23 protein-coding genes are annotated in these 23,868 nt (G+C 61.3%); 13 read left to right on the top strand and 10 right to left on the bottom strand.

What is annotated here, in order from left to right:
• Positions 1-167: 167 nt before the first annotated feature.
• Positions 168-632 (bottom strand): glycine zipper 2TM domain-containing protein, encoded by a 465-nt coding sequence (locus tag F8N80_RS13755; RefSeq protein ID WP_064676178.1) that lies wholly within the window; start codon positions 630-632, stop codon positions 168-170.
• Between the two features lie 169 nt (positions 633-801).
• On the opposite strand from F8N80_RS13755, the gene F8N80_RS13750 reads away from it, so the two are divergent.
• Positions 802-1,047, top strand: coding sequence for a hypothetical protein (locus F8N80_RS13750; protein WP_150784031.1), 246 nt, complete (start codon positions 802-804; stop codon positions 1,045-1,047).
• Here F8N80_RS13750 and pdxH read toward each other — a convergent pair.
• The 5 genes from pdxH to dinG form a co-directional block, all read right to left on the bottom strand.
• Positions 1,044-1,691 (bottom strand): pyridoxamine 5'-phosphate oxidase, encoded by a 648-nt coding sequence (gene pdxH / locus F8N80_RS13745; RefSeq protein ID WP_150749097.1) that lies wholly within the window; start codon positions 1,689-1,691, stop codon positions 1,044-1,046. The two genes, F8N80_RS13750 and pdxH, sit on opposite strands and share 4 nt — an antisense overlap.
• A gap of 24 nt (positions 1,692-1,715) precedes the next feature.
• Positions 1,716-2,807 (bottom strand): OmpA family protein, encoded by a 1,092-nt coding sequence (locus F8N80_RS13740; protein ID WP_150749098.1) that lies wholly within the window; start codon positions 2,805-2,807, stop codon positions 1,716-1,718.
• Between the two features lie 114 nt (positions 2,808-2,921).
• Positions 2,922-4,067: a serine hydrolase domain-containing protein gene (locus tag F8N80_RS13735; RefSeq protein ID WP_150749099.1), complete on the bottom strand. Its 1,146-nt coding sequence runs from the start codon at positions 4,065-4,067 to the stop codon at positions 2,922-2,924.
• A gap of 256 nt (positions 4,068-4,323) precedes the next feature.
• A complete protein-coding gene (locus F8N80_RS13730) occupies positions 4,324-6,834 on the bottom strand; it encodes a beta-galactosidase (RefSeq protein WP_150784030.1) in 2,511 nt (836 codons plus the stop codon).
• A gap of 96 nt (positions 6,835-6,930) precedes the next feature.
• Positions 6,931-9,075, bottom strand: a complete 2,145-nt coding sequence (dinG, locus tag F8N80_RS13725) for an ATP-dependent DNA helicase DinG (protein WP_150749101.1) — start codon at positions 9,073-9,075, stop codon at positions 6,931-6,933.
• 99 nt (positions 9,076-9,174) lie between these two features.
• Between dinG and F8N80_RS13720 the strand changes: the two genes are divergently transcribed.
• The gene (locus F8N80_RS13720) at positions 9,175-9,639 is read left to right on the top strand and encodes a CopD family protein (protein WP_150784029.1); all 465 of its coding nucleotides are present in this window, start codon (positions 9,175-9,177) and stop codon (positions 9,637-9,639) included.
• A 145-nt stretch (positions 9,640-9,784) separates the two neighbouring features.
• On the opposite strand, the gene F8N80_RS13715 is transcribed toward F8N80_RS13720, so the two are convergent.
• The 4 genes from F8N80_RS13715 to F8N80_RS13700 all read right to left on the bottom strand — a co-directional run bounded on the left by F8N80_RS13715 (position 9,785) and on the right by F8N80_RS13700 (position 12,464).
• Positions 9,785-10,543 (bottom strand): collagen-like protein, encoded by a 759-nt coding sequence (locus F8N80_RS13715; protein ID WP_150784028.1) that lies wholly within the window; start codon positions 10,541-10,543, stop codon positions 9,785-9,787.
• Complete coding sequence (locus F8N80_RS13710) at positions 10,536-10,817, bottom strand: DUF1145 domain-containing protein (RefSeq protein ID WP_150745658.1); 282 nt, start codon at positions 10,815-10,817, stop codon at positions 10,536-10,538. The genes F8N80_RS13715 and F8N80_RS13710 overlap by 8 nt, the downstream gene beginning before the upstream one ends.
• Before the next feature lie 147 nt (positions 10,818-10,964).
• A complete protein-coding gene (locus tag F8N80_RS13705) occupies positions 10,965-11,678 on the bottom strand; it encodes an OmpA family protein (protein WP_150745657.1) in 714 nt (237 codons plus the stop codon).
• A 90-nt stretch (positions 11,679-11,768) separates the two neighbouring features.
• On the bottom strand, positions 11,769-12,464 hold the full coding sequence (locus F8N80_RS13700; RefSeq protein ID WP_150745656.1) for an OmpA family protein: 696 nt from the start codon (positions 12,462-12,464) through the stop codon (positions 11,769-11,771).
• A 190-nt stretch (positions 12,465-12,654) separates the two neighbouring features.
• Between F8N80_RS13700 and F8N80_RS13695 the strand changes: the two genes are divergently transcribed.
• The 11 genes from F8N80_RS13695 to F8N80_RS13645 all read left to right on the top strand — a co-directional run bounded on the left by F8N80_RS13695 (position 12,655) and on the right by F8N80_RS13645 (position 23,862).
• Positions 12,655-13,152, top strand: a complete 498-nt coding sequence (locus F8N80_RS13695; RefSeq protein ID WP_150745655.1) for a DUF6231 family protein — start codon at positions 12,655-12,657, stop codon at positions 13,150-13,152.
• A 4-nt stretch (positions 13,153-13,156) separates the two neighbouring features.
• Positions 13,157-13,633, top strand: coding sequence for a YchJ family protein (locus tag F8N80_RS13690; protein ID WP_150745654.1), 477 nt, complete (start codon positions 13,157-13,159; stop codon positions 13,631-13,633).
• A 113-nt stretch (positions 13,634-13,746) separates the two neighbouring features.
• On the top strand, positions 13,747-14,241 hold the full coding sequence (locus tag F8N80_RS13685; protein ID WP_150745653.1) for an LEA type 2 family protein: 495 nt from the start codon (positions 13,747-13,749) through the stop codon (positions 14,239-14,241).
• Positions 14,238-14,447 (top strand): SEC-C metal-binding domain-containing protein, encoded by a 210-nt coding sequence (locus tag F8N80_RS13680; protein ID WP_064676164.1) that lies wholly within the window; start codon positions 14,238-14,240, stop codon positions 14,445-14,447. Before F8N80_RS13685 ends, F8N80_RS13680 begins: the two co-directional genes overlap by 4 nt.
• A 313-nt stretch (positions 14,448-14,760) precedes the next feature.
• Positions 14,761-17,211: a penicillin acylase family protein gene (locus tag F8N80_RS13675; RefSeq protein ID WP_150745652.1), complete on the top strand. Its 2,451-nt coding sequence runs from the start codon at positions 14,761-14,763 to the stop codon at positions 17,209-17,211.
• Between the two features lie 200 nt (positions 17,212-17,411).
• Entirely contained in the window at positions 17,412-18,449 is a 1,038-nt protein-coding gene (locus tag F8N80_RS13670) for a ligase-associated DNA damage response exonuclease (protein ID WP_150745651.1), read from the top strand.
• A complete protein-coding gene (locus F8N80_RS13665) occupies positions 18,446-20,134 on the top strand; it encodes an ATP-dependent DNA ligase (protein WP_150784027.1) in 1,689 nt (562 codons plus the stop codon). Before F8N80_RS13670 ends, F8N80_RS13665 begins: the two co-directional genes overlap by 4 nt.
• 309 nt (positions 20,135-20,443) lie before the next feature.
• Entirely contained in the window at positions 20,444-21,226 is a 783-nt protein-coding gene (locus tag F8N80_RS13660) for a transporter substrate-binding domain-containing protein (RefSeq protein WP_150745649.1), read from the top strand.
• Between the two features lie 55 nt (positions 21,227-21,281).
• The gene (locus F8N80_RS13655; RefSeq protein WP_150784026.1) at positions 21,282-22,010 is read left to right on the top strand and encodes an ABC transporter permease; all 729 of its coding nucleotides are present in this window, start codon (positions 21,282-21,284) and stop codon (positions 22,008-22,010) included.
• The gene (locus F8N80_RS13650; RefSeq protein ID WP_150745647.1) at positions 22,007-22,717 is read left to right on the top strand and encodes an ABC transporter permease; all 711 of its coding nucleotides are present in this window, start codon (positions 22,007-22,009) and stop codon (positions 22,715-22,717) included. Before F8N80_RS13655 ends, F8N80_RS13650 begins: the two co-directional genes overlap by 4 nt.
• 26 nt (positions 22,718-22,743) lie before the next feature.
• Positions 22,744-23,862 (top strand): succinylglutamate desuccinylase/aspartoacylase family protein, encoded by a 1,119-nt coding sequence (locus F8N80_RS13645; protein WP_150784025.1) that lies wholly within the window; start codon positions 22,744-22,746, stop codon positions 23,860-23,862.
• Positions 23,863-23,868 lie beyond the last annotated feature (6 nt).

The raw sequence follows: 23,868 nt of genomic DNA, 5'->3' as shown, positions 1-23,868 counted from the left end.
ACATCCAACATTGGTGTCGACTGACACGCCCTCTTCGCCAGCAAGCCGGTCTCGCTCCCACGGTCTGGATTGCATGCGAACCAGAGAGCCAGGCCTGGCAAGCCGTCGGAGCCGTAAAAAAACCCCGACCAGTCGCCTGATCGGGGTTTTTTCTTGCCTCGTTCGCCTTAGTGCGAAACGCGACTCGTGCCATCCACCGTGGCAATCCGCACACGTTCGCCGACACGGAACACTTCGTTTTCCTGAACCTGTTGCACGTAGGCGCGCATGCTGCCGTCGTCTTCACGGACGGTGATTTCCACGCCCTGGGTGCGGGTCAGGCCTTCTTCGGTGGCGGAACCGAGCAGACCGCCAGCAACGGCGCCGATGACGGCTGCGACGATGCTGCCGCGACCGCCGCCGATGGCGCTACCGCCGACACCGCCCACGACTGCGCCAGCAGCGCCGCCGATCGGGGTTTTGGTGCCTTCGATTTTTACCGGACGCAATGCTTCAATGGTGCCCATGCGAATCGTCTGTACACGACGGGCTTCGTCACGGGAATAGGAGTCACCGGTCAGGTTCGATTGGCAGCCAGTGAGCAACATCGCCATGGTGGAAAAGGAAGCAACCAACAGAACAGACTTACGCATAGCATTAACTCCAAAAAGACAGGCATTCATTAAACTCCGCAGCTTGACGCCTGTCACGGCATCGCCCGGATAAAATTGGTTTCATTCAGTTCCGGTACAGACGCCGTCGCGAACTCACCACACCCTAGCGGCAAATTCAGGGGCCTGCCCCGCTGATTCAAGGATTGTCATGGATTACTTCATCATTGTCGTCACCACTGTCGCCGGTCTGTATTTCCATTGGTGGCTGTACGTGCGGATCAAACGCTGGATGGACCGCGACCTGGCATTGGCCCTGGCGGGCAGCGACGAGCATAAGAAAGCCTTCATGCTCCAGCAATTGGCCAACGCTCAGGCGCAGAAGATCAAGCGTCGGGACCTGCCCCAGTGGCTGGAGGCCGCTGCGGCAGGCTATCCCGGTCGAGAGACTGGTTAGGGTGCCAGACGTTCAAGCATCCAGTCGGCGCCCTGCAAACGGTAGTTGAGGCGATCGTGCAGACGGCTCGGACGGCCCTGCCAGAATTCGATGCGCTCAGGCAGCAGACGATAACCGCCCCAATGCTCGGGGCAGTGCGGCTGAGTGGCGCTGAAGCGTTGCTCGGTGTTCTTGAGCAAGGCTTGCAGTTCGTCACGACCGGCAATCACGCGACTTTGCGGTGAAGCCCAGGCACCGAGTCGGCTGCCCAGCGGCCGGACTTGATAGTAGGCATCGGACTCCTCGGGCGTGACCTTCTCCACCCGCCCTTCGATGCGCACCTGGCGCTCCAGGGCCGGCCAGAAAAAGGTCATGGCGGCGAACGGATTCGCCGCCAGCTGCTGGCCTTTGGCACTGTCGTAGTTGGTGAAGAAGGTAAACCCCTGCTCGTCCAGCCCCTTGAGCAGCAGAATGCGGCAATGCGGCCGACCGTCCTGATCGACGGTAGCCAGGGTCATGGCATTGGCTTCCACCGGCGCCTGTTCGGTTTTCACCGCGTCGGCGAACCACCGATGGAACAGCGCGAACGGCTCGGCCGGGGCTTGTGCCTCGGTCAGGCCGTCCCGGGTGTAGTCGCGACGCATATCAGCCAGGCCCTGGGTCATGGCGCATTCCTTTTGGTTAACGAATCACTTTTTTGCAGCATCGGCAGCGGCGACTTTCTTGTCGGCGGCTGCGGCTTTGGCCGGCGCGGTCTTTTTCGCCGGAGTTTTGGCCGGTGTTTTCTTGGCTGGAGCCTTGGCAGCTTTCTTGGCCGGCGCCTTTTTCGCTGCAGGGACAGCGGCTTTTTTCGCCGCGGGTGCAGGGGTGACCGGCGTGGCCACTGGCTTGACGTCCTGGGCAGCGACCAGGCGCACTGGCGCCGGGGCCGGCATGTTGTACTTGCTCAGCAGCGCCACCATGGTGTTCTGCGGAGTCACCAGCAATTCCACGCGACGGTTCAGGGCACGACCTTCATTGCTGTCATTGGCAGCACGCGGGGCTTCGCCGCCCATGCCGCGCAGCATCAGGCGATCACGCTGCAGGCCGCTGAGACGGAAAATCGCGGCCACGGATTGGGCACGCTCCTGACTCAGTTTCACGTTGGCCGGTGCGGCACCCGACGTATCGCTGTGTCCGAGCACCAGCACAGCAGTCTTCGGATCGACTTCAAGGATTTTTGCAACACGGGTGAAGGGACCGAGCGTCACCGGCAGCAGCATGGCCGGACGGTCAGGGTTGAACGAACCTTCTACCGGCGCGGTGACCACCAGCACGTTTTCACGACGCTCGAGTTGCATATTGCTGTCTTTGATCGCCGCGCGCAGGCGCGGTTCGTAGTCGTCGAGCCAGGCCTGGGTGACTTTCGGATCAGGCATCGGCACGGCTTTGGCGGTGCTTTGGTCCTTGCCGCCGAACGGCCACCACCATTTGCCTCCTGCATCGGCTTCAGCCTTGGCTACTACGGCAGGTTTGGCTTCAGGTTTTACGTCCGGCTTTTTGTCGAGCACCTCTTCGGAGCCAAACGGCCAGTACCAAGGGCTGGAGCTTTCAGCCTTGGCCACCGGCGCCGTAGCGGCAGGCTTCAGAGGGGCTGGGGCTGGAACCCGGTCTTTGGCGGCGACTTTGTCGGAGGAACCGAACGGCCACCAGCTGCTGCCATCCGAATCATTTTGTGGGGTTTGTGCGCAACCGGTAATGGCGAAGCACAGGGCCAAGGCGAGGGTTTTGTTGGATGACATTGGATTTCCACAAAATGAAGTAATGAAAAAACAGGTCGGATTGACCCGGGATAAACAGACGCTTTGAAAACATAAAGGCCTTTGGGTTCCGGCCCTGGAACCCTTGGGCAGGATTTACAGACAAGTGGCCAGTGCCCGCACCAGCTTTTGCGCCCGCGGATCCATCAAGACGTACGGCCCCAGGGTATTTGTCACAAAACCGAAGGCCACGTCGTATTCCGGGTCGGCAAAACCGGTGGAACCGCCCGCACCCGGATGGCCGAAGGCGCGAGGGCCAAGGCCGTAGGTCGCGTTGGCGACGTCCGGTTGATCCAGCATGCAACCCAGGCCGAAACGGGTCCGGGTCAGTAAAGTCTTGTCTTCGCCGAGGCTGTGTTCGCGGGTCAGCTCGTCGAGCATCTCGCTTTCCAGCAGGCTGCCATCCAGCAGGCCGGCGTAGAACCCGGCCAGGCTGCGGGCATTGCCGTGGCCATTGGCGGCTGGCTGTTGCATCCGACGCCACTCTGGTTTGTTGGTGCTGGTCATGATCGAAGGCGGGTTGGTGAACGCCCTCGTGGTCATGGCCGTCGGTTCGCGCATCGTCACTTGCAGCAGACGCTGGGCCGCGGCATCGCCGACGTTGCCCTTGCCCCGGGCGATGTGCGCCACGCGGTGAAATTCTTCGTCCGCCAGGCCGACATGGAAATCCAGCCCCAACGGCTTGGCGACGCGCGCCACGATGGACTCGCCCGGCCCTCGACCGTCGGCACGGCGCAGTAGCTCGCCGACCAGCCAGCCATAGGTAATCGCGGCGTAACCGTGACCTTCCCCCGGTGTCCACCAGGGGGTTTCGGCAGCCAGGGCATCGACCATGGTTTGCCAGTCGTAAAGCGCTTCGGGCGCCAACGGTTCGCGCAGCGCCGGCAGGCCGGCCTGGTGGCAGAGCAACTGGCGCAGGGTCACGGACTCTTTGCCGGCGGCAGCAAACTCGGGCCAGTAGCGGGCAACCGGAGCATCCAGTTGCAGCTTGCCTTCGGCCACCAGTTGCAGGGCGGTCACGGCGGTAAAGGTCTTGGTACAGGAGAACAGGTTGGCGATGGTGTCGCTGTGCCAGGCGTCGCTGCCATCCTTGTCGGCGGTACCGGCCCAAAGATCGACCACGGTTTCACCGCCGATCTGGATGCACAACGCGCCGCCACGTTCCTGGGGATCGTCGAACAGCGCCGCGAACGCCTCACGCACCGCTTCGAACCTTAGATCGTAATAACCCTGAATCAGCACCCGTAACTCCCCTGGATAAACGCACTACAAAGTGGCCCGCATTGTTCCAGCCATTGAAGGTTTTGGGAACAGGGGCGAGCTGGGCGGTCGCCCTGTAATCCGTTTGCTTGAAAGCATCTGTGATGTTGATGACGCCTTCGCGAGCAAGCCCGCTCCCACAGTTGACCGAGGTGACCGGAAGGACGCGGTCAAATGTGGGAGCGGGCTTGCTCCGGGCGGCGTTCCGACGAAGAACGATAACGCGGTGTATCAGGACTCAGTGTCCCTCCCCGGAATGCCCACCCGCCTGGCCAGCGCCTTGCCCCGGGCCCTTGCCGGCATCGCCTTGTCTGCCGCCCTCGACATCCTGGCTGGCTTTCTCCGCCTCGGCCTTGGCCTTGGCCTTCTGGGCCTCTTTACCCAATTGATCGACAATCGCCAGGTTGCTCTTGCGCACACTGTCGACAAAACCCTGGAACGGCAGATCGGTGATGCCCACCAGACCAAAGTGACCGTTCTCCCCGTCCTGCAGACGCCCGGTCACCGGTTGATCGAGGTACTGGAACCAATGCACCCCGACAATCGACGGTTCGTTCATCGCCTGCTTGAGGAAGTTCGCGTAGGCCGGCCCACGGTCTTCTTCTTTGGCCAGTTGCGTCACGCCCCCCCAGAACGGGCCGCGATCCGCGGAGCCGAAGTTGAACTCAGTGATCAGCACCGGTTTGTCCAGACTGCGCAGCGCGGCGAAGTCATAGCCGTCCTGCGGTTGCAGGGTGTACATGTTGAAACTCAGCACGTCGCAATACTGGGCGCAGGACGCCACGGCTTCCGGCGTGCTGATGGCAAAGCGACCGCCCAGCAATAGCTGATTCGGCGCATGCCACTTCAGCGAGTCGGAAATGGTCTTGAAGTAGGTGTCGGCGAAGACCTTCTGGAAGTACTTGAAGTCGGCTTCGATTTCCGGGTGTTCGGCGCTCGGCAGTGGCGGCACGAAACCCGGGTCTTCCATCAATTCCCAGGCCGGCAGGTCAATGCCCCAGGCTTTGGACAGGCCCGCCTGGTTGCGGTACTTGTCCCGCAGTTGCTTGAGGAACGCGCGTTTGGCCGGCACGTCGGTGGTCATTTTCAAGGTGCCATAGGCCAGTGCGTAACGGGCTTTCGGGTCGTCGCCGGGAGCGGCCCAGGCCAGTTCGTTATCGGCGAAGTAGCCAATCAGCCATGGATCGTCGCGATGGTCGCGGGCAGCGATGGCCACGGCACGTTCGGTGGCCATGGCGAACCGTGGGTCGAACGGGTCGGGCATGCCACCCCACCAGTCGTTGCCGGTGCTGATACTGGCGTAATCGCCGACGATCGACAGCGGCAAGGTGTACGGCACACGGTCGGCGTTGGCCAGTACCGGAGCACTCCAGTTACCGACGGTGTTGAAACCCCAGGCTTGCAGGCGGTCAAGCGCATGGTTGGCCCATTGCTTTTCATCGACCACGGCTTTGCACGGTTCGACCACTGCCTGTTCAGCGTTTTTTACGACCGTTGCTTCGACGGCATCGGACGTGGCGGCTTCGGCAACACCGGCCTTGGACTCGCTACCCGCAGGAGCGACGGGTTGCTCAGTGGCCTTGGCGACCGTTGCCTCGACCGCGTCGGCCTTGGCCGCTTCGGCAACACCGGCCTTGGTGTCGCAAGGTTCGCCATACAGGCGGTGCAGATTCGCCCCATAGAAGTCGTACCAGCGACCGGTGTTATAACCACGGCCCTGATCGGCACCATTGCCGCCGCGGTTATCGCCTTCACCATAGTGACTGGCCAGCAGCTCGTCGGGTTTGGGCAGGGATTCGAACATCCATTCGCGACCGGCGATGTAGGTCCGATTGACGTCCGGGGTCACGGTGTTGACCCCAAGCGAGTAGAACGGATGCCCTTCTGGGGTCACCAGGTACCAGCGACCGTCACGTTTCTCCGTGCGGAAAAAGCCACTGGCCTTGAAGACCGGGCCTTTGTCCCAGCCTCCGAACTTGTCCAGCGACGACTTCTGACGCTCGGCCAGCCAGGTTTTCAGCTGTTGCTGTTCCTTGGCGGCGATGCTTTTGAGTTGCTCGTCGTTGCCGATCTTCTCTGGCCATTTGGCGCGGGTGGATTGCCCGTAAGCATCCACCAGAGCGCCATAAGCCGCTTTGGTCACCGCTTCGCCCTCCTGCACGCCGAACCGCTCGAGCAGGATGCTCTGGGCGACTTTCGGCTGATCCATCGACAAGGTCACCGACACCACCTGGCTGCGCTCCAGCTCACCCGCGCTGCTGGCCAGCAGTACGCGCTGACCGTCAAAGGTCATCGGCATCGGCGGCCCGGCTTTCATGCCAAGGCTCAATGGCGTGAACGGCTGCAGCGGCACGAGCAAGGTTTGCGCAGGGCCAGCCGGCAAATCGACGCGACTGACCAGGGTCTTGCCGTCGTTGCTCTGGATTTTGATGTACAGGGTCACAGCCCAATTCATCGCGCTTTGAATCCGCAGACTCATGAAACCCGACTGCGACCAGTCCCAGGCACCGGTTTGCGGGCTCAGGCGCAAGCTTGGCTGCACCACCGGGTTGAACGTCACTCGGCGCAACACCTCGCCTTCGGCCGTTTGCTCGGCGTTGGATTGCGGCAGGCTGGCGTCCTGTGTCGCCACTTGGACCACGTCGGCGGGGCGCACAAAGTTGAACAGCGTCTGTTGGCCGGCAGGCGCAGCCAGCACAGGGGCTGCAAACATCAGGGCAAAGACGGCAGGTAACGAACGGCGAATCATGAGAACGAAATTCTCCCTAACGACCTTCAAAGGGCCAATGGAAAAGCGATGGTAGAGAGATAGACAGCGCGGTGGGCAAAATTGCCCACCGGTGTTTCAGGAAATTTCACGCCGGAAGGGTGGCAATGCATTGAGGATTGCCTTGCCGTAGCGCTGGGTCACCAAGCGCCGATCGAGCAAGGTGATGGTGCCGCGATCCTCTTCGGTACGCAGCAAGCGCCCGCAGGCCTGAACCAGTTTCAGCGAGGCATCCGGCACCGAGATTTCCATGAACGGATTGCCGCCACGGGCCTCGATCCATTCGGCCAGGGCCGCTTCGACCGGGTCATCGGGCACCGAGAACGGAATCTTGGCGATCACCACGTGTTCGCAATACGCACCGGGCAAATCGACACCTTCGGCGAAACTCGCCAGGCCGAACAGCACACTGGAGTCCCCGCCATCGACCCGCGCCTTGTGCTTGTTCAGGGTTTCCTGCTTGGACAGGTTGCCTTGAATGAACACTTGCTTGCGCCAGTCGCGATCCAGGCCGTCGAACACGTCCTGCATCTGTTTGCGCGAGGAGAACAGCACCAGGGTGCCCCGGGAGCCTTCGACCAATTGCGGCAGATCGCGAATGATCGCGGCGGTGTGGGCTGGCGCATCACGCGGGTCGGCCTTCAGGTCCGGCACCCGCAGTACGCCGGCATCGGCGTGGTGGAACGGGCTCGGGACCACGGCGGTGACGGCTTTTTTCGGCAGGCCGGCGCGCATGCGGAAACGGTCGAAGGTCCCGAGCGCGGTCAGGGTCGCCGAGGTCACCAGCGCACCGTAGGCCACGTTCCACAGATTGCGCCGGAGCATTTCCGCCGCGAGGATCGGGCTGGCGTTGACCTCGATGTCGAACAGCGAACCGCTTTCAGCCAGGGTCAGCCATCGGGCCATGGGCGGGTTGTCTTCCGGGTCCTCGACGGTGAAGGCGGTCCACAGCTCCCAGTTGCCCGAAGAGCGGGACAACAGGCTGCCGAACAGCGGATACCACTCTTCAGCCTGGTTGCTGGCGATGCCAATGTTGACCTCGCCGTCCATGCCTTCCTTGAGCAGTTCTGTCAGCCGGGTGAACAGGTCGGTCAGACGGGCAAAGCCCTTCTTCAGCTCGATGCCCATTTCGCGCATGTGCTCGGGAATCACCCCGCCGACGAAACGGTGGCGCGGTCGCTCGCGGCCTTCGACGTCTTCGCCGGGTTTGAAATCGGCGACCTGCTCGCAGGCGGTGAACATGAACTGCTGCTGCGTCTTGATCTCCCGCGCCAGCTCCGGCACCTGTTCGAGCAGCTTGCCCAGATCCCCCGGCAGCGGGTGCTGGGCCAGGAGCTTGGTCAGGTTCTTGGCGGTGGTTTCCAGCCAGTCGGCGGTGGAACGCAGGCGCGTGTAGTGAGCGAAGTGGCCGATGGCCTTGTCCGGCAGGTGATGGCCTTCGTCGAACACGTAGATAGTATCGCGCGGATCGGGCAATACCGCGCCGCCGCCCAGGGCCAGGTCAGCCAGGACCATGTCGTGGTTGGTGACGATGACGTCGACCTTGCCCATGCCTTCGCGGGCCTTGTAGAAGGCGCACTGGCCAAAATTGGGGCAATGGCGGTTAGTGCACTGGCTGTGATCGGTGGTCAGGCGCGCCCAGTCGACGTCTTCCAGGGCGGTGGACCAACTGTCTCGGTCGCCGTCCCACTTATTGCCGGCGAGCTTCTCGATCATGCTGGTGAACAGCTTCTGGCTGGCCTCGTCGACCTCGATCTTGAAACCTTCTTCTTCGAACAACTGCGCGGTGGCGGTTTGCGCGTGGCCTTCCTGAAGCAACATGTCGAGCTTGGACAGGCACATGTAGCGTCCGCGTCCCTTGGCCAGGGCAAAGCTGAAGTTCAGCCCGCTGTTGCGCATCAGGTCGGGCAGATCCTTGTAGACGATCTGCTCTTGCAGGGCCACGGTGGCCGTGGCGATCACCAGGCGCTTGCCGGCGGCCTTCGCCGTGGGGATGGCCGCGAGGCTGTAGGCCACGGTTTTACCGGTACCGGTGCCGGCTTCCACCGCGACAATCGCGGGGTCGCCACTGCGCCGGCCTTCGTCGTCGGTATCGATGTCACCGAGGACCTTGGCAATTTCGGCGATCATCAGGCGTTGTCCGTAGCGCGGCTTGAGGCTCTTGGCTTCGAGAAAACGCGAGTAGGCGCCCTGGATCGTGGTTTTGAGTTCGGTGCTGATCATGGATTGTCGGGCGCAAAAAACGCTGGATAAATTTTCAGTGGTTCGGATCGATCGCTATCATACCCCGCTAATTAATCCAGCGCAGAACGGAGTACCTCAATGACACCTTTTGGCATCGTTTATACCCTGCATCTCCTGTCCGCCCTGGTATGGGTCGGCGGCATGTTTTTCGCCTGGATCGTCTTGCGCCCGGCGGCAATGAAGGCACTGGAGGGGCCTGCCCGGTTGAAACTGTGGGTAGAAGTGTTTCGAGGATTTTTCCGTTGGGTGTGGGTGGCGGTGGTGCTTTTGCCGATCAGCGGCGTGGGCATGATTCATTTGCAATACGCCGGTTTTGAAACCGCGCCCCGTTATGTGCAGGTGATGATGGGACTGTATGTGGTGATGACTGCGCTGTTCATCCGGATCCAGGCGTTGATGTTGCCGGAGTTGCGCACAGCGGTGGCGGCGCAGGATTGGCCGACGGGGGCGGCGGTGCTGGGGAGGATTCGCCGGTTGGTGGGGATCAATCTGATGGTCGGGTTGGTGTTGGTGGCGATTGCTGCGGCGCGGCCGATGTTTTGAGGCAACTGGGCTGACGCCTTCGCGGGCAAGCCTCGCTCCTACAGGTTCTGAGTTGTTCACAAATGTGTTAAACGACTCAAAACCTGTGGGAGCGTGGCTTGCCCGCGAAGACAATCGACTGGACAACACTCATCTCAAGAATGGATTACAACCGCTGGACAGTCACCGCCCCTGCCGCACCGGCAGGGCCCGGCTGGCCGTCAGCGCCGCGGCGCCCGTCCTTGCCGCCATCGGCCTTGTACACCAGGCAACCCTTGGCCTTGCCACCCGCCCCCGGCTTGCCGCCAGGTCCGGCCATGCCACCGGCACCGCCGGCGACCTGGACCTTGATCCGTTCTGCCGGGTAATCGCGCGGCACTTCCAGCCGGACCAGCGCACCCGGTGCTCCCGGTTGGCCGTCGCTGCCATCGGCGCCGTCGCCGCCATTGCCGCCTTGACCCCAAGTGCAACCCGGTGCCTCGCCGTTGCCGCCATCAAGACCGACGAAACCCGGCGCACCCGCACCACCGCGAGCGTCTACCGACAACTGCGGTGCCTCAAGCGCCTTGATCTGCAACGTCATGTTGCGCCCGGAACGGGCAGCCTTGAGGTAGGTTCCCGGCGCACCGCGGGCGGTGATCTGGCTGCCTTCGGCCAATCGGGCACGGCTGACCTTCAGCGCCAGTGCCTGTTCGCTGGGTACGATGGCGATCCGCGCGTCACGCCCCAGGTGCAATTGGTCGACGGTCACTTCGGTCACGTTCGAAGGGATCAGCAATGTGCCGTAATCGGCCACTTCCAAGCGCTCCAGGTGCAAGGTGCTGGCGGTGTTGGGCAAGCGCATCAGCGAGTTGGTTTCGACGCTTACCACCTGAGCGCAGGCCAATGGACTGACGAGTGCCGCGAGCAGACAGAGTTTACGCATGGGAAGAAGCCTTCGATACGGTGGGAGCCGGGAGGGTTTGCAGGTGGAAAACACCGAAAAAGAGGATCTTCAGGCGATCGAGCCAAGGGTGGGCACGGCCTCTGAGGCTGCGAAAGCAGAAGACCGCCTCAAGCAGATGAAGGCCTGCCAGCAGGCTGCCAGCCATATTGACCAACAGATGCAGCGGATAGACAAACGGCATGAGCAGGTTGACCAGCAGCACCAACCAGAACAGCAGGGTCAACAGCTTCCCCAGCCACCAGAACACCTTCATACGCTCACCCGTTGAGAATTATTCTTTGCACGCACAGTAACGGCTTCCACACGGGATAAGCCAGAGGGCAATGGCAAATTCTTCAGGAAGGTGCCGAAAGGCCGCCGGACCCGCCACGATGGCTGTCCGACGGCTCTATGACGGGCCTCAGCGATTGATGTGCAACTCCACACGACGGTTTTTCGCGCGCCCTGCGTCTGTTTCGTTATCGGCCACTGGCTCGCGCTCCCCCCGGCCTTCGCTGGTGAGTTTGTTTGCCGCCAGGCCCCGGCTCAACAGATAGTCCGCCACGGCGCTGGCCCGACGATCAGAGAGTGCCTGGTTGTAAGCATCCGAGCCTTTGCTGTCGGTATGACCGATCACCTTGATGCTCACCACATCGGCGCCTTGCAGTTTGCTCAGCAGCGAATCCAGCTGGCCTTGCGCGGAAGGGGTCAGGCTGAACTTGTCGAAAGCGAACAGCACGTCGTCCCTCAGGACGATGACTTCGACGGGTACCGGTTCAACGGGTTTCACGCTGACCGGATACTGTGGCAACGGGCAACCGTGATGCTCGACGGGCGTATTGGCGGGCGTATCGGGACAGCGATCGCGTCGATCGAAGACACCATCTTCGTCTTCGTCGCCATCTTGCGCGTAACAGATCAAACCACCGGTGAGGATACCGAGCGCCGCTCCACCCGCCGCCCAACCGCCACTTTGCAGCGCGCCCAGGCCACCGCCGACCAGCCCGCCGATAACACTGCAGATCGGCCAGGTTCGTTGATTCAAGGGGGCGGTGCCATCGCTGTGAGTAGCGCAACCGGTCAACAGGCTGCCGAGCAGCAGAACCGGCAAGACGGTCCTTGTGAGAACACTCATTGTGAAAGCTCCTGTGTTACCGGCCGATGCCGGTTACACAGGAGTAAAGACCCGCTTGCACGACTGCACAAGCCGCACCATGCGAGAGGCCTAGCGGTTGATTTTGATTTCGGTACGACGGTTCGACGCACGACCGTCAGCGGTTTTGTTGTCGGCCACCGGCTGGCTTTCACCGGCACCGGTCACGGACACAAAGCTGCTGCGTGGTACACCCTGGGAAATCAGGTATTCAACCACCGAGTGCGCGCGACGATCCGACAGTTTCTGGTTGTAGGCATCACTGCCCACGCTGTCGGTGTGACCGGTCACGGTCAATTGGGCGGTGGAAGCTTCCTGTTTCAGGCGAGTGGCGATGGTGTTGAGTACCTCTTTGTCGGAAGGGGTCAGTGTCGCCTTGTCGAACTGGAAGTGGACATCGCGGATAACGATGACTTCTTCCTTGACCACAACGACCTCTTCGACCACTGGCGCAGGAACGGGTGGAGGGCAACCGTCCGCGTCGACCTGTACGCCTCTAGGCGTACCCGGGCACTTGTCGCGGCTGTCCGGCACGCCATCGCCGTCCTCGTCGCCATCACCGTGAACCCAGCAATAGGCCGCAGCCGTGCCGCCGATCAGCAGCGCGCCATACCCTGCCCATGCCGAACTCTCGGTTGCGCCAAGACCCGCACCCACCACACCACCGACCGCCGCACAGGTTGGCCAGTCGGTTTTCTGCAAACCTGCGCAACCAGTCAACACACTGGTTAGCAGAACCAAGGGTAATGCTGTGCGTACTATGCTCATCTAATTTTCTCCTGAGGGATCGGCTTGAAACCGATTCTAGGGAGTAAAGACCCGAGTTTTACTCTCCGCCAGCAATAGGCCATTGCCGTTTCGTCCCGTGTTCGCGGCTGATCGGCACTTTTGACCCTATTCAGCTCTATATATGGACCTGCCGGCAGGCTAGTCTTGGCGCTCTGATTGAGGATATTCGATGATTGCAGCTATTTCTTCGCGCACGCCCCAGCAGGCGCTGGCCGCATTGCTTGATCGTTACGCACCCGCGCGTCTGTTGCTGATTGGCGCCAGCGAATTCCCCGCGCTTGAGGCCTTCAAGCTCGCCCATCCGGACACCTGTGTGGCCCATGCTCTACCTGGACCGTTGCCGGACGAACTGGCGGCACGCCGGTTTGACCTGGCGCTGGTGGTCGATTGCCTGGAACATTTGCCCAAACGCGATGGCCTGAATCTGTTGGGTGGGATACGCAACCTCAACGCCAGCCGCATCGCGGTGCTGGCGGACTTGCCGGCCAGTGGCTGGCAAGAAACCGACTTCTTCTCCCTGGCCCTGCAAGCCAGCGAACGCTTCAAGCGTGACGAACAGGTGCTGACCCTGTTTACCTACGATCTGCTTGACTATAAACAAGTACCCGACTGGCTCAATTCGCGGTTCTGGGCCAATCCGGAAAATTTCGGGAAATACTGGTGGTAACGCAATGAGCACATCTATTTGTCCTTGCGGCAGCGGCACCCTGCTTGACGCCTGCTGCGGTCATTACCATGCCGGGCATCCGGCGCCTTGTGCCGAAGCCTTGATGCGTTCGCGCTACAGCGCCTATGTGCTGGGCCTGATCGATTATCTGGTGGCGACTACCCTGCCCGCGCAACAAGCGGGCCTGGACCGGCAGTCCATCAGCGACTGGAGCGCCCAAAGCACCTGGCTGGGCCTGGACGTGGAAAGCTCCGAGGTCCTCGGCGGTCAGCCGGAACACGCATTCGTCACCTTCACGGCGCGCTGGCACGATGGCGGCGGCGAACACAGCCACCGTGAACGCTCCTCGTTCGTGCAGAACGCCGACCGCTGGTACTTCATCGATCCCACCGTGCAACTCAAGGCCGGGCGCAACGATGCCTGCCCGTGCGCCAGCGGGCAGAAGTTCAAGAAGTGTTGCGCGGGGTACTTTGGCGGTTGAGGTAACCCAAAAGATCGTAGCCTGCGGCAGCTCCACATGGGTATTGCGTACCCCGAGCTGCCGCAGGCTGCAATCTTTTGGGGCTAGACTGGAGTTCAAGGGAGAACACGACCATGATCACCCGACGACTCGTACTCTATCTCTTTAGCCTGCTCCTGTTTCCGGGGCTCGGCGGCTGTGCGTCATGGTTCAGCTACGACGGGCCGGAGCCACAGGTGCACCTGGTCAAGGTCGAAGTTGTCCAGGCCAAACTGATGCAGCAACGCTTCCTCCTGTACTTTCGCGTCGACAACCCCAACGACAGCGACCTGACGGTGCGCGGCCTTGAATACCGGATCCACCTGGGCGACATGTTGCTGACCGAAGGCGAGCACGAACACTGGTTCACGGTCGGTCCCAAGCGTAGCGCGTACTTCAAGGTACCGATCCGCACCAACCTGTGGCCCAAGGTCCGGGACGTGGTGAAACTGCTGAAGAAACCCGATCAGCCCATCCCCTATCGACTGGAAGGTGAAATGGAAACCGGTTTATTCATCGCGCACTACGTGCACCTGGCGCGCAATGGCGTGATAATCCCCGCCGATTTAATTCCGGAGCAACTTCGATGACCCAGCAACCCCATGTCCATGGCCCTGACTGCAACCACGATCATGACCATCACGAGCACCATGATCACGACCATGGCCATGTCCACGGCCCGAACTGCGGCCACGCCCACCAGGAACCGGTGCGCAACGCCCTGAAAGACGTCGGCCGCAACGACCCGTGCCCGTGCGGCAATGGCAAGAAATTCAAGAAGTGCCACGGGGCTTGAGGCTTCGGGCGAAGACTTTCTTCGCCTGTTGAATTGCCTTCGCGAGCAAGCCCGCTCCCACATTGGTTCTGTAAACGACATAACCCCCTGTAGGCGCCGGCTTGCCGGCGAAGACGGTAAAGGTGTTGACTGACAGACCGCTGTCGCTGCGGTGCGGCGATCCGACAAGCCAGCTACATTGGATCGGCGCACATCACGCAGACTGCGTGCATTGCGTTTAACAGACAAATCCTGAAACAAGCTGCTTGCGCACCCACCTCCTGCTCACTAACGTAGCGCCTTTAATGACGCTACCCCCCGCAGGAGCTTTGCCATGGCCTCGCCAGCCCTCACACATTTTCTTCCCCGGTTCGGCGTTGCCGCAGCAGTGGCCGGTGTCTTGAGCCTGACCGGTTGTCAGACCAGGAACACCCAGGACACCCTCCCGCCGACCTCCGGAGTACAGCCGCTCAAAGGACTGGCGCAGAACGTTTCGGTGCGGCGCAATGCCATGGGCGTGCCATTGATCGAAAGCAACAGTTTCCATGACGCGCTGTTTTCCCTCGGCTATGTGCACGCCACGGACCGCATCACCCAAATGGTGACCCTGCGCCTGCTGGCCCAGGGCCGTCTGTCGGAGATGTCCGGTCCGGACCTGCTGGACGCCGACCGCTACATGCGCGCGGTCAACCTGAAAAAAAGCGCCGGCGAGCTGTACAAAGCGTCTTCGCCGCGCCTCAAGCGCTTTTTCGAAGTCTACGCGCGTGGCGTCAACGCTTACCTGTTCCGCTACCGCGACAAGCTGCCGGCGGACCTCGCCGCTACCGGCTACAAACCCGAATACTGGAAACCCGAAGACTCGGCGCTGATTTTCTGCCTGTTGAATTTCAGCCAATCGGCCAACCTGCCGGAAGAAATTGCCTCGCTGATGCTGGCGCAAACAGTCACCACCGACAAACTGCCGTGGCTGACCCCCTCCGCGCCCGATGAAAAACTGCCGGTGGCCGAAGCCGAAAAACTTCAGGGGATCAAGCTCAACGGGCAGGTTCCGGGCCTGGCTGAAATCAGCAAAGCCACCGGCCAACTGTCCGATCTGAACCTGCTGGGCGCCACTTCATCGAACAATTGGGCGATCGCCCCGCAACGCAGCCGCAGCGGTAAAAGCCTGCTGGCCAGCGACAGCCATGGATCGCTGGGCGTGCCGTCCTTGTTCAGTTACGTACAGATTCGCGCGCCGAAGTACCAGGCTTCCGGCGTAACCATCGCCGGTTTGCCGATGGTGCTGAGCGGTTACAACGGCAAGGTGGCCTGGAGCATGACGTCGGTCATGGGCGATAACCAGGACTTGTTTCTGGAAAAAATCAAACCCCAGGGCAACGGTCTTTCCTACGAGGTCGGCGGCAAATGGCAGCCGGTGATCGTGCGTAACGAAAGCTATTTCGTCAAAGGCCAGCGGTCGATTCGCGAAGCGGTGTACGAGACCCGCCATGGCCCGCTGCTCAACAGTGCCCAAGGCACCGCGCTGGCCAACGGCTTTGGCCTGGCCTTGCAGACGCCGAACTTCACCGACGACAAGACCCTGGATGCGTTTTTTGACCTGTCCCGGGCGCAGAACGTCGAAAAAGCATCGGATGCCAGCCGGGAAATCCGCGCCATTACCCTGAACCTGGTCTTTGCCGACGCCCGCAACATTGGCTGGCAGGTGACCGGTCGCTACCCGAACCGTCGCGAAGGCGAAGGCCTGTTGCCATCCCCGGGCTGGGAAGGCCGTTACGATTGGGACGGTTACGCCGACCCGATGCTGCACCCTTATGACCAGGACCCGGCCCAAGGCTGGCTCGGCACCGCCAACCAGCGGGTCATTCCCCATGGCTACGGCATGCAGCTGTCCAATTCCTGGTCGGCTCCGGAACGTGGCGAACGCATGGCCGAGCTGGCTGGCGCGGGCAAGCACGACACCCGCAGCCTGATCGCCATGCAATACGATCAGACGACGACCTTCGCCGCCAAGCTGAAAAAAACGTTCCAGGCACCGGGCATGGCCCAACCGCTCAAGCAAGCCATTGAAGCGCTGCCGGACGCCGATCGCGGCAAGGCGCGCGAGGCGTACACCCGCTTGATGGCGTTCGACGGCAAACTCAGCCCGACCTCCGCCGACGCAGCGATCTACGAACTGTTCCTCCAGGAAAGCACCCGGCAGATCTTCCTCGACGAACTGGGCCCGGACACCAGCCCGGCGTGGAAAGCCTTTATCGCCAACGGCAAGTTGTCCTACGCCGCTCAGGCCGATCACCTGCTGGGCCGTGAGGACAGTCCGTTTTGGGATGACACGCATACACCGCACAAAGAAGACAAGCCGGCGATCCTTGCCCGCAGCCTCGCGGCGGCAATCAACGCAGGGGACAGTCAGTTGGGTGGCGATCGCAAAGCCTGGCAGTGGGGCAAATTGCACCGCTACGAATGGAAAAATGCCAGCGGCCAGACCGTGCGCGGTCCGCTGCCGGCTGGAGGCGATCACACCACCCTCAACACGGCGGCGTTCACTTGGGGCCAGGATTTCAACACCACCCTGGCGCCGACCATGCGCTTGCTCGTCGACTTCGGCCAGGTTGAACCGCTGATGGGGCAGAACAGCACAGGCCAGTCCGGCAACCCGGCGAGCCCCAATTACCTGGACAGTATCGATCCTTGGCTCAAGGGCCACTACATGAGCTTGCCGATGCAGCCGCAGAACTTTGACAAGGTGTATGGGAGCAAGCGGTTGACCCTGACACCGGGTAAATAAGAGACACCACAGTCCCAATGTGGGAGCGGGCTTGCTCGCGAAGGCGGTGTGTCATTCAACATCATCGTTGACGGACACACCGCCTTCGCGAGCAAGCCCGCTCCCACAGTTGAATGTCGTTTGTCCTTTAAAAATCGATAGAACTTCTCGCCTCGCGCCAATCTCATAGCTAACAAATCCCTCCATATTTGGTAACAAACATGGACCTTGTTATCGCCCGCCCCGAAGGCCTGTATTGCCCCGCCGGGGATTTCTACATCGACCCCTGGCGCCCGGTCGAACGGGCGGTCATCACCCACGCCCACGGCGACCATGCCAAAGGCGGCAGCCAACACTATCTGGCGGCGTCTCCCGGCGAAGGCATCCTGCGCACGCGCCTGGGGCCGGATATCAACCTGCAAACCCAGCCTTATGGGGTACCCCTGACTCACCACGGCGTAACCCTGAGCTTTCACCCCGCGGGGCATGTGCTCGGTTCGGCCCAGGTACGAGTGGAATACGGTGGCGAAGTCTGGGTCGCCTCGGGGGATTACAAGATCGAGCCCGACGGCACCTGCGCGCCGTTCGAGCCCGTGCGTTGCGACACCTTCATCACCGAATCGACCTTCGGCCTGCCGATTTATCGCTGGCAGCCCCAGGCGCAGGTCTTTGCCGAGATCAATCAGTGGTGGCAAGCCAACGCCGCCGCCGACAAGGCCAGCGTGCTGTTCTGCTACGCCTTCGGCAAGGCCCAGCGCATTCTCCACGGTATCGACGCCAGCCTCGGCCCCCTCCTGGTGCATGGTGCGGTGGAACCGTTGAACCGGGTGTATCGAGAGAGTGGTGTTTATCTGCCGCCAACGATCTACGCCGGCGAATTGAAAAAAAACGACCCCATGATGCGCAAGGCGTTGGTGCTGGCCCCGCCTTCGGCAGGCGGCAGCACCTGGATGCGACGCTTCGGTGACTACAGTGACGGCTTTGCCAGCGGCTGGATGCGCTTGCGCGGCACACGTCGGCGGCGTGGCGTGGACCGCGGCTTCGTCTTGTCCGACCACGCCGACTGGCCGGGTCTGCTGTGGGCCATCGAACAAACCGGTGCCGAACGGGTCATGGTCACCCACGGCTCGGTCGGGGTATTGGTGCGCCACCTGCGCGAGCAAGGACTCGATGCGCAAAGTTTCAACACTGAGTACGGCGACGACGAAGAAGAAAACCCGGTCGTCGAGGAGCCCGAGCTCTCCGCGGTGCTGACATGAAGGACTTCGCCCAACTGTACGCCGAGCTCGACGCCACGACCTCGAGCAACGCCAAACTGACGGCGATGCAACGTTACTTCGCGCAGGCTGCACCGGAAGATGCCGCATGGGCGGTTTACTTTTTGTCCGGTGGACGCCCCAGGCAACTGGTACCGGTGCGCATCCTGCGCGAATTGGCGGTAAAATTTTCCGGGCTGTCGCCGTGGCTGTTCGAGGAAAGTTATCAGGCTGTCGGCGATCTGGCGGAAACCATCTCGCTGGTGCTGCCGGAAGCGCCCCACAGCTCCATCGACGGATTGGCGGTGTGGATCGAAGACAAGCTGCTGCCCCTGCGTGGCGCACCACCGGAAGTTCTCGCCGAACGGCTTCCCGGGCTTTGGTCGCAACTGGACCGCCCCAGCCTGATGCTCTGCATTAAATTGATCACCGGCAGTTTCCGGGTCGGCGTCTCCAAGTTGCTGGTGACCCGCGCCCTCGCGGCCATGGCCCAGCTCGACAGCAAGCGTGTGGCGCAGCGGCTGGTGGGGTATACCGATCTGTCCCACCGGCCGAGCGCGGCCAGCTATTTGAAGCTGATCGCCGCCGAATCGTCCGACGAACACGCCCAACGGGGCGGCCAGCCCTATCCGTTTTTCCTGGCCCATGCGCTGTCACAGCCGGTCGAACAGTTCGAAGCTTTGCTCGGCCCCGCCAGCCACTGGCAAGTGGAATGGAAATGGGATGGCATCCGTGCCCAGGTGGTCAAGCGCGACGGCCGACTATGGGTCTGGTCACGCGGTGAAGAGTTGGTCACCGAGCGCTTTCCCGAACTCGATAGCCTGGTTCACTGCCTGCCTGATGGCACCGTGATCGACGGAGAGATCGTTGCCTGGAAAACCGCACGACCGATCACCGAGGATGCCTTCGATCCACAAGCGCCAGCCACACCCGCGGTGCAACCTTTCGCCCTGCTGCAACAGCGGATCGGTCGTAAAACCCTGGGCAAGAAAATCCTCGACGAGGTGCCGGTGGTCGTTCTCGCTTACGACTTGCTGGAATGGCAAGGCGAAGATTGGCGCAATCAGCCTCAGGTCAAACGTCGCCTGCAACTCGAACAGGTGATCAGCACCTGCGCCAACCCCGTATTACTGCCTTCGCCCGTGCTCATTGGTGAAGACTGGTTCGACCTCGCCCGACAACGGGAAGCCTCCCGCAGCCTGGGTGTCGAGGGCATGATGCTCAAGGCCCGGGACGCGCTTTATGGGGTCGGTCGGACCAAGGACATGGGCGTCTGGTGGAAATGGAAAGTCGACCCGTTCAGCGTCGATGCCGTGCTGATCTATGCCCAGCGAGGCCATGGCCGCCGGGCCAGTCTCTACAGCGATTACACCTTCGCCGTCTGGGATGGCCCACCCGATGCCAGCGAACGCACGCTGGTGCCGTTCGCCAAGGCTTATTCGGGATTGACGGATGAAGAAATGCGCCAGGTCGACAGCATCGTGCGCAAGACCACGTTGGAGAAGTTCGGGCCGGTGAGCAGTGTGAAACCGAGCCTGGTGTTTGAACTGGGGTTCGAGGGGATCGCCCTTTCGAAAAGGCACAAGAGCGGGATCGCCGTGCGGTTTCCGCGGATGCTGCGCTGGCGGCAGGATAAGTCGGTTGAAGAGGCTGACAATCTTGGAACCCTGCAGGATCTTCTAGGCTGACCGATCTCCTGTGGGAGCGGGCTTGCTCGCGAAAGCGGTGTGTCAGTCAACGATGATACTAACTGACACACCGCTTTCGCGAGCAAGCCCGCTCCCACAAGGATTTGCGCCATCCTGAGCCATATTGGTTCAGCTAATCCCCAACGCCCGATTTCGTGCATAAATCCCTCCCCGCCCTTTCTTGAACTACCTTTTAAACGCTTGTTCGGGACTCTGGTTCGGTTATTGCTACTTTCATAGGGGCTTACGCTTTCCAGTAACAATAATTCTGCGCCACAAGCGCTCATATTGGTTTTTAGGGATTGAAGAATGAAAAAAGCATTGCTGACCCTTTCTGCACTGGCGTTGTGCATGGCAGCTGGCTCCGCGCTGGCCAAGGAATACAAGGAATTGCGTTTTGGCGTTGACCCTTCCTATGCACCGTTCGAATCGAAAGCGGCCGACGGTAGCCTGGTGGGCTTCGACATCGATCTGGGGAACGCGATCTGCGCCGAGTTGAAGGTCAAGTGCAAATGGGTCGAAAGCGATTTCGACGGCATGATTCCGGGCCTGAAGGCCAATAAATTCGACGGTGTGATCTCTTCGATGACCGTCACCCCGGCGCGCGAAAAAGTCATCGACTTCTCCGAGGAGCTGTTCTCCGGCCCAACCGCTTATGTGTACAAGAAAGGTTCCGGCCTGAGCGAAGATGTCGCTTCGCTGAAGGGCAAGACCATTGGCTATGAGCAAGGCACCATCCAGGAAGCCTATGCCAAGGCGGTGCTGGACAAGGCCGGGGTGAAAACCCAGGCTTATCAGAACCAGGACCAAGTGTATTCCGACCTGATGTCCGGCCGCCTCGACGGGGCGATCCAGGACATGCTGCAAGCCGAACTGGGCTTCCTGAAGTCGCCAAAAGGCACCGATTACGAAGTCAGCAAACCGGTCGACAGCGAACTGCTGCCAGCCAAAACAGCGATCGGTATCTCTAAAGGTAACAAAGAGCTGAAGGCACTTTTGGATAAAGGTATCAAAGCGTTACACGACGATGGCACCTATGCCACCATTCAGCAGAAACACTTTGGCGATCTGAACCTGCACAGCGGCAAATAATGCCCGGCGCCCATTTCGCGATGGGCGCTCTTTTCACCCGATCAGGTTGCTGATTATGTTCGAAAACCTGCTACAAAACCTGGGGCTCTCAGCCTTCAGCCTCAAGGGCTTTGGTCCGTTGCTGATGGAAGGCACCTGGATGACCATCAAATTATCGGTGTTGTCGCTGTTGGTGGCCGTGTTGCTCGGCTTGCTCGGTGCCAGTGCCAAACTGTCGAAAGTCAAACTGGTGCGGATCCCGGCTCAGCTCTACACCACGCTGATCCGCGGCGTACCGGACCTGGTGCTGATGCTGTTGATCTTCTACAGCCTGCAAACCTGGTTGACGACCTTTACCGATTTCATGGAATGGGAATACATCGAGATCAACCCGTTCAGCGCCGGGGTCATCACCCTGGGCTTCAATTATGGCGCGTATTTCACCGAAACCTTCCGTGGCGCGATCCTCGCGGTACCACGAGGCCAGGTCGAAGCCGCCACCGCCTATGGCCTCAAACGCGGCCAGCGTTTCCGAATCGTGGTGTTCCCGCAAATGATGCGTTTCGCCTTGCCCGGTATCGGAAACAACTGGATGGTGATGCTCAAGGCTACCGCGCTGGTCTCGATCATCGGCCTCGCCGACCTGGTCAAGGCGGCCCAGGATGCCGGCAAAAGCACCTATCAACTGTTTTATTTCCTGGTGCTTGCCGCGCTGATTTACCTGCTGATCACCAGCGCCTCCAATGTCGTGCTGCGCTGGCTCGAACGGCGTTACGCCGCAGGATCAAGGGAGGCCGTACGATGATCGAACTCCTGCAGGAATACTGGAGACCCTTTCTTTACACCGACGGCTACAACATCACCGGCCTGGCCATGACTATGTGGCTGCTCAGCGCCTCGATCTTCATCGGTTTCCTGGTGTCGATCCCGTTGTCCATCGCCCGGGTTTCACCCAATGCCTACATTCGATTGCCGGTGCAGTTCTACACCTACCTGTTCCGCGGTACGCCGCTGTATATCCAGCTGCTGATCTGCTACACCGGTATCTACAGCCTGGCCGCCGTGCGTGCCCAGCCCGTACTCGATGCGTTCTTTCGCGATGCCATGAACTGCACGATCCTGGCGTTCGCCCTGAACACCTGTGCCTACACCACGGAGATTTTTGCCGGGGCGATCCGCAGCATGGCCCATGGTGAGGTCGAAGCGGCCAAGGCTTACGGGCTGACAGGCTGGAAGCTGTATGCCTACGTGATCATGCCGTCGGCCCTGCGTCGCTCGTTGCCTTATTACAGCAACGAAGTGATTCTGATGCTGCACTCGACCACCGTGGCGTTCACCGCGACCATCCCGGACGTCCTGAAAGTCGCGCGGGACGCCAACTCGGCGACCTTCCTGACCTTCCAGTCGTTCGGCATCGCCGCGCTGATCTACCTGACCGTTACCTTTGCGCTGGTCGGCCTGTTTCGCCTCGCCGAACGCCGCTGGCTGGCCTTCCTCGGGCCAACCCACTAGGTCTTTTCTGCTTCAGGAAACACAGAATGCGCCACCAGATTCATGACCTGCTGGCCCCGCTGCCGGGGACCGCACGACAGATTCACAGCTTCCACTTCGGCCCGCCATCGGCCAAGGGCAAGATCTACATCCAGTCATCCCTGCACGCCGACGAAATGCCCGGCATGCTGGTGGCCTGGCACCTCAAGCAGCGTCTGGCAGAACTTGAAGCCGCCGGCCGCCTGCGCAGCGAAATCGTGCTGGTGCCGGTGGCCAATCCGGTCGGACTGGAACAGGTACTGATGGATGTACCGTTGGGCCGCTACGAACTGGAGAGCGGGCAGAACTTCAACCGCTGGTTCGCCGATTTGAGCGAGGAGGTCGGCAATGCGATCGAAGGTCAACTCGGCGACGATCCGCAGTGCAACCTCGAGCTGATCCGCAGCTGCCTGCGTGATGCGCTGGCGCGCCAGAGCGCCGCCACCCAACTGCAATCCCAGCGCCTGATCCTGCAACGGCTGGCCTGCGATGCCGACATGGTGCTGGACCTGCATTGCGATTTCGAAGCGGTCGCCCATCTCTACACCACCCCCGAAGCCTGGCCGCAAGTCGAGCCGCTGGCCCGTTACATCGGTGCCGAAGCCAGCCTGCTGGCCACCGATTCAGGCGGCCAGTCGTTCGATGAATGCTTCACCCTGCTCTGGTGGCAGCTCCAGCAACGCTTTGGCGAACTCTTCGAGATTGCGCCGGGGAGCTTTTCGGTCACCGTCGAACTGCGCGGCCAAGGCGACGTCAATCACCCGCTGGCCAGCCTCGACTGCCAGGCACTGATCGACTACCTGACTCACTACGGCGCCATTGCCGGCGCACCGGCGCCACTGCCCGCGCTGCCCTACCCGGCCACTCCGCTGGCCGGTGTGGAGCCGGTGGCAACCCCCGTCGGCGGATTGCTGGTGTTCACGGCGTTGCCGGGGCAATACCTGGAAGCCGGGCAACTGATCGCCGAAATCATCGACCCGATCAATGATCGCGTCACCCCCGTTCATTGCACCGCCGCCGGGCTGATGTACGCCCGCTCGCTGCGACGCATGGCCACTGCCGGGATGGTGATCGCGCACGTCGCGGGCATTGAAGCCTATCGCAGCGGCTACCTACTTTCGCCTTGAGGATGC

This window comes from Pseudomonas fluorescens (assembly GCF_902497995.1).
Taxonomy (GTDB): domain Bacteria; phylum Pseudomonadota; class Gammaproteobacteria; order Pseudomonadales; family Pseudomonadaceae; genus Aquipseudomonas; species Aquipseudomonas fluorescens_BK.
This window is presented reverse-complemented; position numbering and strand designations above follow the sequence as displayed.

Coding starts and splice junctions, on each gene's coding strand:
- F8N80_RS13755 (WP_064676178.1), bottom strand. CDS start 632: ATGCGTAAGTCTGTTCTGTTGGTTGCTTCCTTTTCCACCATGGCGATG.
- F8N80_RS13750 (WP_150784031.1), top strand. CDS start 802: ATGGATTACTTCATCATTGTCGTCACCACTGTCGCCGGTCTGTATTTC.
- pdxH (WP_150749097.1), bottom strand. CDS start 1,691: ATGACCCAGGGCCTGGCTGATATGCGTCGCGACTACACCCGGGACGGC.
- F8N80_RS13740 (WP_150749098.1), bottom strand. CDS start 2,807: ATGTCATCCAACAAAACCCTCGCCTTGGCCCTGTGCTTCGCCATTACC.
- F8N80_RS13730 (WP_150784030.1), bottom strand. CDS start 6,834: ATGATTCGCCGTTCGTTACCTGCCGTCTTTGCCCTGATGTTTGCAGCC.
- dinG (WP_150749101.1), bottom strand. CDS start 9,075: ATGATCAGCACCGAACTCAAAACCACGATCCAGGGCGCCTACTCGCGT.
- F8N80_RS13720 (WP_150784029.1), top strand. CDS start 9,175: ATGACACCTTTTGGCATCGTTTATACCCTGCATCTCCTGTCCGCCCTG.
- F8N80_RS13715 (WP_150784028.1), bottom strand. CDS start 10,543: ATGCGTAAACTCTGTCTGCTCGCGGCACTCGTCAGTCCATTGGCCTGC.
- F8N80_RS13710 (WP_150745658.1), bottom strand. CDS start 10,817: ATGAAGGTGTTCTGGTGGCTGGGGAAGCTGTTGACCCTGCTGTTCTGG.
- F8N80_RS13705 (WP_150745657.1), bottom strand. CDS start 11,678: ATGAGTGTTCTCACAAGGACCGTCTTGCCGGTTCTGCTGCTCGGCAGC.
- F8N80_RS13700 (WP_150745656.1), bottom strand. CDS start 12,464: ATGAGCATAGTACGCACAGCATTACCCTTGGTTCTGCTAACCAGTGTG.
- F8N80_RS13695 (WP_150745655.1), top strand. CDS start 12,655: ATGATTGCAGCTATTTCTTCGCGCACGCCCCAGCAGGCGCTGGCCGCA.
- F8N80_RS13690 (WP_150745654.1), top strand. CDS start 13,157: ATGAGCACATCTATTTGTCCTTGCGGCAGCGGCACCCTGCTTGACGCC.
- F8N80_RS13685 (WP_150745653.1), top strand. CDS start 13,747: ATGATCACCCGACGACTCGTACTCTATCTCTTTAGCCTGCTCCTGTTT.
- F8N80_RS13680 (WP_064676164.1), top strand. CDS start 14,238: ATGACCCAGCAACCCCATGTCCATGGCCCTGACTGCAACCACGATCAT.
- F8N80_RS13675 (WP_150745652.1), top strand. CDS start 14,761: ATGGCCTCGCCAGCCCTCACACATTTTCTTCCCCGGTTCGGCGTTGCC.
- F8N80_RS13670 (WP_150745651.1), top strand. CDS start 17,412: ATGGACCTTGTTATCGCCCGCCCCGAAGGCCTGTATTGCCCCGCCGGG.
- F8N80_RS13665 (WP_150784027.1), top strand. CDS start 18,446: ATGAAGGACTTCGCCCAACTGTACGCCGAGCTCGACGCCACGACCTCG.
- F8N80_RS13660 (WP_150745649.1), top strand. CDS start 20,444: ATGAAAAAAGCATTGCTGACCCTTTCTGCACTGGCGTTGTGCATGGCA.
- F8N80_RS13655 (WP_150784026.1), top strand. CDS start 21,282: ATGTTCGAAAACCTGCTACAAAACCTGGGGCTCTCAGCCTTCAGCCTC.
- F8N80_RS13650 (WP_150745647.1), top strand. CDS start 22,007: ATGATCGAACTCCTGCAGGAATACTGGAGACCCTTTCTTTACACCGAC.
- F8N80_RS13645 (WP_150784025.1), top strand. CDS start 22,744: ATGCGCCACCAGATTCATGACCTGCTGGCCCCGCTGCCGGGGACCGCA.